Consider the following 10,246-nt stretch of genomic DNA (forward strand, 5'->3'; position numbering starts at 1 on the left):
GATACCTAGAACGGACTCCCATGTCTCTGACTCCCACCCCCGCAGACAAGTTCTCATTCGGTCTGTGGACCGTCGGCTACAACGGGACCGACCCGTTCGGCGGCCCGACGCGCGCCGACCTCGACGTCGTGCACGTCGTCGAGAAGCTCGCAGAAGCCGGCGCTTACGGCCTCACCTTCCACGACGACGACCTCTTCCCGTTCGGCTCGAGTGACGAGGTCCGCGACTCGCAGATCTCCCGCCTCCGTGGCGCACTGGATGCGACCGGGCTCGTGGTTCCCATGGTCACGACGAACCTCTTCTCCGCTCCCGTGTTCAAGGACGGCGGCTTCACCTCCAACGACCGCGACGTGCGCCGCTTCGCACTGCGCAAGGTCCTCCGCAACCTCGACCTCGCCGCGTCGCTCGGCGCCGAGACGTTCGTCATGTGGGGCGGCCGCGAAGGTGCAGAGTACGACTCCGCGAAGGACATCCGCCAGGCCCTCGAGCGCTACCGGGAAGCCGTCAACCTCCTCGGCGACTACGTCACCGACAAGGGCTACAACATCCGCTTCGCGATCGAGCCGAAGCCGAACGAGCCCCGCGGCGACATCCTGCTCCCCACGGTCGGCCACGCACTCGCCTTCATCGAGACCCTCGAGCGCCCGGAGCTCGTCGGCGTGAACCCCGAGGTCGGGCACGAGCAGATGGCCGGCCTCAACTTCGCGGCAGGCATCGCGCAGGCCCTCTACCAGGGCAAGCTCTTCCACATCGACCTCAACGGCCAGCGCGGCATCAAGTACGACCAGGACCTCGTGTTCGGCCACGGCGACCTGCAGAACGCGTTCGCGCTCGTCGACCTGCTCGAGAACGGCGGCCCCAACGGCGGCCAGACCTACACGGGCCCCCGCCACTTCGACTACAAGCCCTCGCGCACCGAGGACGAGACGGGCGTCTGGGAGTCGGCGGCAGCGAACATGCGCACCTACCTCCTCCTCAAGGAGCGCGCGGCGGCCTTCCGCGCCGACCCCGAGGTGCAGGAGGCTCTCGCAGCGTCCCGCGTCGACGAGCTCTCCACGAACACGCTCGGCGAGGGCGAGACCTACGACGACTTCCTCGCTGACCGCTCCGCCTTCGAGGACTTCGACGCCGACGCGTACTTCAACGGCAAGGGCTTCGGCTTCGTGCGCCTGCAGCAGCTCGCGCTCGAGCACCTCATGGGCGCACGCGGCTAGCCCACGCCGCAACGACTGACGGGCTCCCCCGTCCCCCCGCGCAGAGCTGCGGCGGATGCACTCACCACGCGCGTGCATCCGCCCCAGCTCTGTCGTGCATGCTCGACCAGCCCCTGAACCTCACCACCGCACTCGCCCTACAGAAAGCAGACCACCATGCTCGTCGCCGGCTTCGACTCGAGTACGCAGAGCTGCAAGCTCGTCATCCGCGATGCGGAGACGGGTGCGCTCGTCCGCCAGGGGCGCGCAGCTCACCTCCCCGGCACGGAGATCGACCCGGCGAACTGGTGGGCTGCCGTCCAGGGCGCGACCGAGGCCGCCGGCGGGCTCGACGATGTGGCGGCGATCTCCGTCGCCGGCCAGCAGCACGGCATGGTCGCCCTCGACGCCGAGGGCCGCGTCGTCCGCGACGCCCTCCTCTGGAACGACACCCGCAGCGCAGGCGCAGCACGAGACCTCATCGCCGAGTTCGGCCAGGATGCGCTCGTCGAGCGCACGGGACTCGTGCCCGTCGCCTCGTTCACGATCACGAAGCTGCGCTGGCTGCGGGATGCGGAACCCGAGAACGCGGCGCGCGTCGCGGCCGTCGCCCTCCCCCACGACTGGCTCACGTGGCGCCTCCTCGGCTACGGCCCAGCAGGCGAGAGCCCCCTCGGCCCGGACCTGACGAAGCTCACGACCGACCGCTCCGACGCGTCGGGGACCGGCTACTGGTCGCCGTTCACGCTCGACTACGACCGCGAGCTGCTCATCGCGGCGCTCGGCCACGACGCCGTCCTGCCCCGTGTGCTCGGACCGGACGAGGTCGCTGGGAAGACACCGGCCGGCGCACTCGTCGCCGCGGGCGCCGGCGACAACGCTGGTGCGGCGCTCGGTCTCAACGCGCGCGCGGGCGACGTCGTCGTCTCGATCGGCACCTCAGGCACCGTCTTCTCCGTCGCCGACCGGCCGGTGGTCGACCCCCGCGGTGGGCTGGCCGGGTTCGCGGACGCGACGGGAGCGTTCCTTCCCCTGTCCGCGACGCTCAACGCCGCTCGCGTCATCGACACGACCGCCGAGGTCCTCGGCGTCGACCACGAGGAGTTCGGTCGGCTCGCCGCATCGGCACCCGTGGGCTCTGGTGGTCTCGCGTTCGTGCCGTACCTCGACGGCGAGCGCACCCCCGACCTGCCGGACGCGACCGCGTCGCTCCTCGGCATGACCCGCGGCTCGTTCACCCGCGAGAACCTCGCCAGGGCCGCAGTCGAGGGCATGCTCGGCAGCCTCGCGCAGGCACTCGACGCCCACCGTGCGCTCGGCGTCGAGGCGAAGCGAGTCATGCTCATCGGCGGCGCCGCGCTGAGCGAGGGCGTCCGCGCCGTCGCGCCGACGCTCTTCGACGTGCCCGTCGAGATCCCGGCACCCGGTGAGTACGTCGCCGACGGTGCAGCCCGCCAGGCCGCCTGGGTGGCGACCGGGACACGTCCGGACTGGCCCGTCGAGACCATCGCTCGCCTCGAGCCCGCCCCCGACGCGGCACTCCGCACCCGCTACGCGGCGGCCGCGAAGCTCGCCCGCGAGACCGAAGAGGCAGGAACGGGACTCCACGCCGCCTGACGCGAACGAAGGCGCGAGCGCGAGTCGAGGACGAGCGCAGACCCACAGACCTACCGACGCAGTGAGGGGCAGCGCCAGTCGGCGCTGCCCCTCACTGCGTCACAGAGGTCACATCACGAAGCGGTGATCACCGGGCCGCTCAGGCCTGGATGGTCTCGACCTTCGTGCCGCTCTCGACCTCGATCTTGCGTGGCTTCGCGCGCTCGCTGACCGGCACGGTCACGGTCAGCACGCCGTGCTCGTAGCTCGCCGCGATGCGCTCGGTGTCGAGACCCTGGCCGAGCGTGAACTGGCGGAGGTAGCTGCCGCCGTTGCGCTCACGGACGAGCCACTTGGCGCCCTCGGCGTTGACCGTGCTGCGCTCGGCGCGGATCGTCAGCTGCTGGCCGTCGAGGTCGACGTCGATCGAGCTCGGGTCGATGCCGGGCAGGTCGGCGGTGAGGATGTAGTGGTCGGCCTCGCGGTAGAGGTCGATGGGCATCGAACGCGGGCTGTTCGGTGCTCCCTGGAAAAGGCGTTCCATCTCCTGGAACGGATCGAAGACGCGTGCCATGTCGTTTTCCCTTCCTTGTACGCACGCTCGTCAGCGCGAGACGGTGCGGTGAACTTGAGTCAACTGGTGTCAACTTCCTTGAGCAGAAAATTAGCACTCTGCCCCATCGAGTGCCAGAAAGTTTGCTGAAAACCCCGTCAGCCGTGGGCGAACGCCCCTCGAAAAGGTCAGCGCACGTCGACGCCGGGCGCAGAGTTCAGTGGGAGCGGTGGTCTTGCACGGTCATACGGGGGCCGTGCTTCGGGCGCGGGTTGCCCGCGAGCTTGATGAGCCGCACGACCCGCTCGCGGTGTCCGCGCCACGGCTCGAGCAGCTCCCGCATGCCGTCGTCGTCGACGTCGCAGCCCGCGAGCGCCCACCCGACCATGTTGGGGATGTGGTAATCGCTGAAGCTCGGGGCGTCAGGGTCGCCATGCGAGCGCTGCACGGTCTCGTTGGCCGTCCACACGCCGACCCCCACGATCGAGCGAAGACGGCGGAGCGGCTCCTCCGACCCCGTCGGCAGGCCGCTCGTGCGCTCGAGTGCCGACGCGACCGTCGCCGAGCGGATCACCGTTCCGGACCGCGAGTAGTCGACGCCGGCCCGATGCCAGTCCCAGCTCGGAATGCGCCGCCACTGCTCCGGCGTGAGCGGCAGGCGCAGGTGCCGCGGCACGAGACCGGCCGGCCCTGGCGCCGCGTCGGCGTGGTCGCGGTGCAGGATGTCCCAAGCGCGATGCGCCTCGAGGCCCGTGATCTTCTGCTCGATGATCGCCGCGCTCAGCGCCTCGAACACCGCGCCCGACTTCGGGAGCCGCAGCCCCTCGTTCCGTCGCCGCACATCCGCCAGCTCCGGCAGGGCGTCGAGACGGAGCTCGCTCCAGTCGTCGTCGCGGCCCAGCAGCGTGGGAGCCTCGTCGACCGCGATCTCGGCGGCCGCACCCCACGACACGACCCGCACCCCCTCCCGGGCCTGGCGGAACACCGTGGTCGCGCCTCCCGCCAGCGTGTGGGACGTGCGCCACACGTCCCGCGACACCGGATGCACCCAGCACGTCGGATCTCGCCTGCCCCGCATGAGGGGAGACAGGGTCTGCTGCACATCGACCGGTGACGCCGGCCGATAGAGCGACATGACCCGATCTGGCATGCGGCAAGGGTACGCAGACCCACGGACATTCGGCGTGAGCCCCTCACCTAAAATCGTCCTCATGGCTGTCCCCAAGATCGTGCTCTACTACGCCTTCGCACCCCTCGCCGACCCGGAGGCGATCCGCCTCTGGCAGCGCGACCTCGCGGCGTCCCTGGGGCTGCGTGGGCGCATCCTGATCTCCAAGGACGGCATCAACGGCACCCTCGGCGGCGAGCTGAACGCGCTCAAGCGCTACGTGCGCACCACCCGGGAGTACGCGGCCTTCAAGGACGCCGACTACAAGTGGTCGGAGGGCACCGGCCTCGACGAGCAGGGACAGAGCCTCGACTTCCCGCGACTCAGCGTCAAGGTGCGCGACGAGATCGTCAGCTTCGGGGCGCCGGGCGAGCTCGAGGTCGACGAGCACGGCGTCAAGGGCGGCGGGACCCACCTCGCACCCGACGAGCTGCACGCACTCGTCGAATCGCGCGACGAGATCGTCTTCTTCGACGGCCGCAACGCGATCGAGGCGCAGATCGGCCGCTTCGAGGGCGCCATCGTTCCGGAGACCGGAACCACCCGCGACTTCATCGCCGAGCTCGAATCGGGCAAGTACGACGACCTCAAGTCGAAGCCCGTCGTCACCTATTGCACGGGTGGCGTGCGCTGCGAGGTCCTCTCAGCGCTCATGCTCAAGCGCGGCTTCAGCGAGGTGTACCAGCTCGACGGCGGCATCGTCCGATACGCGGAGCAGTTCGGCAACGAGGGGCTCTGGAAGGGCTCCCTCGCGGTCTTCGACGCTCGCGAGCACCTCGAGTTCGGCCCCGACACCGACGTCCTCGGCCGCTGCCGCGAATGCGAGAGGCCCACGCACCGCACCCAGAACTGCAGCGACCCCTCCTGCAGGGAACGCTTCGTCGCCTGTGCGGACTGCGGCGAGCGCACACTCCACTGTCCCGAGCACACGCCCGCGGGCCTCAGTGCCGCGGCGGGGGCACCATCCGGTCGGTGACACGCCGGAGACGAAAGACATCTTCACAAATCGGAGATCTTGGATGTGGCGGCACACTGTGCCGTGCTGAGGCACCACATTTGTGGTGACGTAGAACAAAATTGCGCTCTGAGGCTCCTGGCTGCGAGCAGAGCCTCTTCCGCACGGCTATCGTGTGTAGCGGCAGTGAAACATTGCCGATACAAACCATCCGTAGATTCGCAGAGTGGCGAATCCTCGCTTGCAGAAATAGCAGTTCCAGAATCTCGTTCAGTCGTCGTGCCCAGCCCGACTCGCACTGGAGGTACTCCGTGCCCCTTCTCCCCAGTCCGCTCACGCCAGCCGGTTCGCGCTCAGCGACCGCCCGGCGTTCCCGGCTCACCCGAACCCACCGAATGCTCGCAGCACTCGCGATGTCGCTCTTTGCGTTCCTCGGCGTCTTCGCGATGGCCGGCCCCGCGAACGCGGCAGCCGACCCCGTCGATGAGGAGTCGCCGTACTCGATCAGCGGCATCCTCAACTACGAGGGAGAACCCGTCGCGGGCGTCTCGCTCACCGTCGACGGCGACGGCTACTCCGAGACGGTGGAGTCGGGTGAAGACGGCCGCTGGCGCGTGCCCGTCCCAGGCCCAGGCAACTACACGGTCACGCTCGACACGGAGACCCTGCCAGACGGCATCGACCTGCGGAACGAGGACGGCGCCACCGCAGAGGTCACCGAGGACGAATGGTCGACGACCAACGTCGGACGCCTCTTCGCGCTCGGAGAGGACACGAGGCAGAGCAGCAACTTCGGCTCGCAGCTCATCGAGCGCCTCGTCGCCGGCCTCAACTTCGGCCTCCTCATCGCGCTCGGCGCGATCGGCATCACCCTCATCTTCGGCACCACCGGGCTGAACAACTTCTCCCACGGCGAGCTCGTCACCTTCGGCGGACTCATGGCCTGGCTCTTCGCCGTCGTCATGGGGCTCAACATCTTCGTCGCCATCATCGTCGTCGTGATCCTCGGCGCCGCCTTCGGCTGGCTCCAGGATGCGACCCTCTGGAAGCCGCTCCGCAAGCGCGGCGTGCGCCTCGTCCCGGCGATGATCGTGAGCATCGGCCTCGGCCTCGCACTCCGCTACCTCTACCAGTTCTTCTTCGGCGGGGCGATCCTCCCTATGAGCTCGGTGGGCCTCAGCGGAGCCGTGGAGTTCGGCCCCGTGCGCATCACGACGGGCTCGCTCCTCAGCATGGGCATCTCGATCGTCACGCTCCTCCTCGTGGCCCTGTTCCTGACGCGCACCCGCGTCGGCAAGGCCACACGAGCCGTGTCCGACAACCCGTCGCTCGCAAGCGCATCCGGCATCAACGTCGACCGCATCATCCGCATCGTGTGGACCACGGCAGGTGGCCTCGCCGCCCTCGCCGGTGTCATGCTCGCCCTCTACCGCCAATCCTCGTGGGACATGGGCTTCCAGGTGCTCCTGCTGATGTTCGCCGCCGTCACCCTCGGTGGCCTCGGCTCCGCCTACGGCGCCCTCGTCGGCTCGCTCGTCGTCGGCATCTTCGTCGAGCTCTCGACCCTCTTCATCCCCGCCGACCTCAAGTACGCGGCGGCGCTCCTCATCCTCATCCTGGTCCTGCTCGTCAGGCCCCAGGGCATTCTCGGCCGCCGCGAGCGAGTCGGCTAGGAGACGAACCATGGACTGGTCAAACATCCTGAGCAACGCCATCGGCGAGCTCCTCAGCCCCACCACCGCTGCCTACGCGCTCGCCGCGATCGGCCTCGGCATCCACTTCGGCTACACCGGCCTCCTCAACTTCGGCCAGGCCGCGTACATGCTGCTCGGCGCTTACGCGTTCGCGATCCCGACGATCAGCCTCGGCTGGCCCATCTGGGCCGCCGTGCTGTGCGTCATCGTCGTCTCGATCGTCTTCTCGTTCATCCTCGGCGTCCCGACGCTGCGGCTGCGCGCCGACTACCTGGCCATCGTCACGATCGCCTCCGCAGAGATCCTGCGGTACATCGTGACGACGACCGGCCTCACCCCCGTGACGGGCGCGGCCAACGGCCTGAACGGCTTCAAGGGAACCTTCGCGGCCATCAACCCGATCCCCGACGGCACCTACGGCTTCGGTCCCTTCACCTACAACGCCTACGACTGGTGGACCCGCATCGTCGGCTGGGGCCTCGTCATCCTCGCGACCCTCCTCGTGTGGGCGCTCATGCGCAGCCCGTGGGGTCGCGTCGTCCGCGGCATCCGCGAAGACGAGGACGCCGTGCGCAGCCTCGGCAAGAACGTCTTCGCCTACAAGATGCAGGCGCTCATCACGGGTGGCCTCCTCGGCTCCCTCGCCGGCATCATCTTCATCCTGCCGAGAGCCGTGCAACCCGCGAACTACACGACGGGTCTCACGTTCTTCATCTGGACGATCATGCTGCTCGGAGGAGCCGCGACGATCTTCGGGCCCATCGTGGGAGCGATGATCTTCTGGGTCGTGCTCTCGCTCACGCAGGGCGTCCTGTACGGCGCGATCGAATCGGGCGCGATCACCTTCCTCTCGACGACGCAGGCGGGCCAGCTGCGCTTCATCATCGTCGGAATCGCGCTCATGCTGCTGGTGGTCTTCAGACCCCAGGGCATCTTCGGAAACAAGAAGGAGCTGAGCTTCAGTGCCTGAGCAGACGAGCCCCCCAACGGGCATCCTCCCCACCCACGAGTTCGTCGACGGCAAGGTCGGCCCCGGCTGCAAGAAGGTCGACCCGATCGTCATCGCCGACGGCGTCACCCGGCAGTTCGGCGGCAACACGGCCGTGGATGTGCAGCACCTCGAGATCCCGCGCGGCAAGATCACGGCGCTCATCGGCCCCAACGGCGCCGGCAAGACCACCATGTTCAACCTGCTGACGGGCTTCGACAAGCCCAACACGGGCACGTGGTCGTTCGACGGCACCTCCCTTGCCAACGTGCCCGCCTTCAAGGTGGCCCGCTCCGGCATGGTCCGCACCTTCCAGCTCACGAAGTCCCTCGGACGCATGACGGTGCTCGACAACATGCTCCTCGGCGCCGACCAGCAGGGCGGCGAGGGCATGCTGCGCGCGCTGTTCAAGCCGCTCTGGCGTGACCGCGAGAAGGAGATCACCGAGAAGGCCGACGAGCTCCTCGCCCGCTTCAAGCTCGACGCGAAGCGCGAGGACTACGCGGCGTCCCTCTCCGGCGGACAGCGCAAGCTCCTCGAGATGGCCCGCGCCCTCATGAGCAGCCCGAAGCTCATCATGCTCGACGAGCCCATGGCCGGCGTCAACCCGGCCCTCGTGCAGTCACTCCTCGGCCACGTCAAGGAGCTCAAGAACGACGGCACCACGGTGCTGTTCGTCGAGCACGACATGCACATGGTCACGAACATCTCCGACTGGGTCGTCGTCATGGCCGAAGGCCAGATCGTCGCGGAGGGCCCGCCTGAGACGGTCATGAAGGACCAGGCCGTGATCGACGCCTACCTCGGCGCGCACCACGACCAGGACCTCGGCGACCTCGACATCCAGGAGCTGGAAGTCGAGCGCATCGCCGAGGAACAGGGCGTCGAAGCGGCGGCCGAGTACGAGGCCGAAGTGCTCGGGACGACCACGATCGCCGAGGAGATCGCCGAGACGAAGCCCGGGACCGAGACGACGGAGAGTGACAGCAAATGAGCGAGACGACGCCAAACGCATCCGGTTCTGCGACAGCGACGACCCCCAGAAGCGACGCTGTGCTGTCAACGATCGACCTCGTCGGCGGCTACCTGCCCGGCGTGAACATCCTCAACGGATGCTCGATCGACGCCTACCCCGGCGAGCTCATCGGCATCATCGGGCCCAATGGCGCCGGCAAGTCGACGGTGCTCAAGGCCATCTTCGGGCAGATCAAGATCCGCGGCGGCAGCGTCATGCTGAAGGGCGAGGACATCACGGGCCTGCGCGCCGACAAGCTCGTCGCCAAGGGCGTCGGGCTCGTGCCGCAGAACAACAACGTCTTCCCGTCGCTCACGATCGAGGAGAACCTCGAGATGGGGCTCTTCCTGCGGCCCAAGGTCTTCAACGAGCGGTTCGAGTTCGTCGCCGACCTCTTCCCCGAGCTCGGGAAGCGCCGCAAGCAGCGCGCGAGCTCGCTCTCCGGCGGTGAGCGGCAGATGGTCGCCATGGCGCGGGCCCTCATGATGGACCCGTCGGTGCTGCTCCTCGACGAGCCGTCGGCAGGCCTCTCCCCGGTCCGTCAGGACGAGACGTTCCTGCGTGTGCGCCAGATCAACCGTGCCGGCGTCTCCGTCATCATGGTCGAGCAGAACGCGCGCCGCTGCCTGCAGATCTGCGACCGCGCCTACGTGCTCGACCAGGGCAAGGACGCGTACACGGGCACCGGACGCGAGCTGCTCAACGACCCGAAGGTCATCGCCCTCTACCTCGGCACCCTCGCGGCCGACGAACAGGCGAAGGACGGCGACGCGGCCCACTAGCCGCGAGCATCCGCCCCGGCCCCCGGCCCGGCGCCCCCGCGAAGGCGAAGCCGAAGCCGATCACTGCCCGGCGTTTCCCCCCCCCTGCCAGACTGCGCAGGGGGCGAAACGCCGGGCAGTGTTGGTTGCCTTCGCGGGCAGCGATGCGCGGGCAGCGGGGGGCCTCCCCACGCCCAGGTTCTGCAGAAGGCTCCCCTCCCCGGAGGGAGGTAAACACTGCCCGGCGTTTCCCCCGCTGCGACGGCCCGCAGAGGGGGAAACGCCGGGCAGCGTTGGCTGCTTGCGGGGGGGGGTGCAGGGGG

At 68.7% G+C, this 10,246-nt stretch carries 9 protein-coding genes; 7 read left to right on the plus strand and 2 right to left on the minus strand.

Annotated elements, in window-relative coordinates:
* The first annotated feature begins 20 nt into the window (after window positions 1–20).
* Together xylA and C5B99_RS15160 are read left to right on the plus strand one after the other, a co-directional pair.
* Entirely contained in the window at window positions 21–1,214 is a 1,194-nt protein-coding gene (xylA, locus tag C5B99_RS15155; protein ID WP_104243539.1) for a xylose isomerase, read from the plus strand.
* Window positions 1,215–1,370: 156 nt separating this feature from the next.
* Entirely contained in the window at window positions 1,371–2,810 is a 1,440-nt protein-coding gene (locus C5B99_RS15160; protein ID WP_104243541.1) for a xylulokinase, read from the plus strand.
* Window positions 2,811–2,949: 139 nt separating this feature from the next.
* Here C5B99_RS15160 and C5B99_RS15165 read toward each other — a convergent pair whose 3' ends face one another.
* Together C5B99_RS15165 and C5B99_RS15170 are read right to left on the minus strand one after the other, a co-directional pair.
* The gene (locus tag C5B99_RS15165) at window positions 2,950–3,363 is read right to left on the minus strand and encodes an Hsp20/alpha crystallin family protein (RefSeq protein WP_104243543.1); all 414 of its coding nucleotides are present in this window, start codon (window positions 3,361–3,363) and stop codon (window positions 2,950–2,952) included.
* Window positions 3,364–3,559: 196 nt separating this feature from the next.
* Window positions 3,560–4,492, minus strand: a complete 933-nt coding sequence (locus C5B99_RS15170; protein WP_104243545.1) for a DNA-3-methyladenine glycosylase — start codon at window positions 4,490–4,492, stop codon at window positions 3,560–3,562.
* A gap of 61 nt (window positions 4,493–4,553) precedes the next feature.
* On the opposite strand from C5B99_RS15170, the gene C5B99_RS15175 reads away from it, so the two are divergent.
* From C5B99_RS15175 to C5B99_RS15195, 5 genes are all read left to right on the plus strand, one after another.
* The gene (locus C5B99_RS15175; protein ID WP_104243547.1) at window positions 4,554–5,486 is read left to right on the plus strand and encodes a rhodanese-related sulfurtransferase; all 933 of its coding nucleotides are present in this window, start codon (window positions 4,554–4,556) and stop codon (window positions 5,484–5,486) included.
* Between the two features lie 392 nt (window positions 5,487–5,878).
* Window positions 5,879–7,138, plus strand: a complete 1,260-nt coding sequence (locus C5B99_RS15180; RefSeq protein WP_228496673.1) for a branched-chain amino acid ABC transporter permease — start codon at window positions 5,879–5,881, stop codon at window positions 7,136–7,138.
* Between the two features lie 10 nt (window positions 7,139–7,148).
* Window positions 7,149–8,129 (plus strand): branched-chain amino acid ABC transporter permease, encoded by a 981-nt coding sequence (locus C5B99_RS15185; RefSeq protein ID WP_104243551.1) that lies wholly within the window; start codon window positions 7,149–7,151, stop codon window positions 8,127–8,129.
* Window positions 8,122–9,141, plus strand: a complete 1,020-nt coding sequence (locus tag C5B99_RS15190) for an ABC transporter ATP-binding protein (RefSeq protein WP_181058078.1) — start codon at window positions 8,122–8,124, stop codon at window positions 9,139–9,141. The genes C5B99_RS15185 and C5B99_RS15190 overlap by 8 nt, the downstream gene beginning before the upstream one ends.
* On the plus strand, window positions 9,138–9,944 hold the full coding sequence (locus tag C5B99_RS15195; RefSeq protein ID WP_104243553.1) for an ABC transporter ATP-binding protein: 807 nt from the start codon (window positions 9,138–9,140) through the stop codon (window positions 9,942–9,944). The genes C5B99_RS15190 and C5B99_RS15195 overlap by 4 nt, the downstream gene beginning before the upstream one ends.
* The last annotated feature ends 302 nt before the right edge of the window (window positions 9,945–10,246 follow it).

Origin of the sequence: Pseudoclavibacter sp. Z016, assembly GCF_002931215.1 — a bacterium.
GTDB lineage: Bacteria > Actinomycetota > Actinomycetes > Actinomycetales > Microbacteriaceae > Pseudoclavibacter.

What these genes read in the sequence shown, in the direction of transcription:
- xylA (WP_104243539.1), top strand. Translation starts at nt 21, where the DNA reads ATGTCTCTGACTCCCACCCCCGCAGACAAGTTCTCATTCGGTCTGTGG.
- C5B99_RS15160 (WP_104243541.1), top strand. Translation starts at nt 1,371, where the DNA reads ATGCTCGTCGCCGGCTTCGACTCGAGTACGCAGAGCTGCAAGCTCGTC.
- C5B99_RS15165 (WP_104243543.1), bottom strand. Translation starts at nt 3,363, where the DNA reads ATGGCACGCGTCTTCGATCCGTTCCAGGAGATGGAACGCCTTTTCCAG.
- C5B99_RS15170 (WP_104243545.1), bottom strand. Translation starts at nt 4,492, where the DNA reads ATGCCAGATCGGGTCATGTCGCTCTATCGGCCGGCGTCACCGGTCGAT.
- C5B99_RS15175 (WP_104243547.1), top strand. Translation starts at nt 4,554, where the DNA reads ATGGCTGTCCCCAAGATCGTGCTCTACTACGCCTTCGCACCCCTCGCC.
- C5B99_RS15180 (WP_228496673.1), top strand. Translation starts at nt 5,879, where the DNA reads ATGTCGCTCTTTGCGTTCCTCGGCGTCTTCGCGATGGCCGGCCCCGCG.
- C5B99_RS15185 (WP_104243551.1), top strand. Translation starts at nt 7,149, where the DNA reads ATGGACTGGTCAAACATCCTGAGCAACGCCATCGGCGAGCTCCTCAGC.
- C5B99_RS15195 (WP_104243553.1), top strand. Translation starts at nt 9,138, where the DNA reads ATGAGCGAGACGACGCCAAACGCATCCGGTTCTGCGACAGCGACGACC.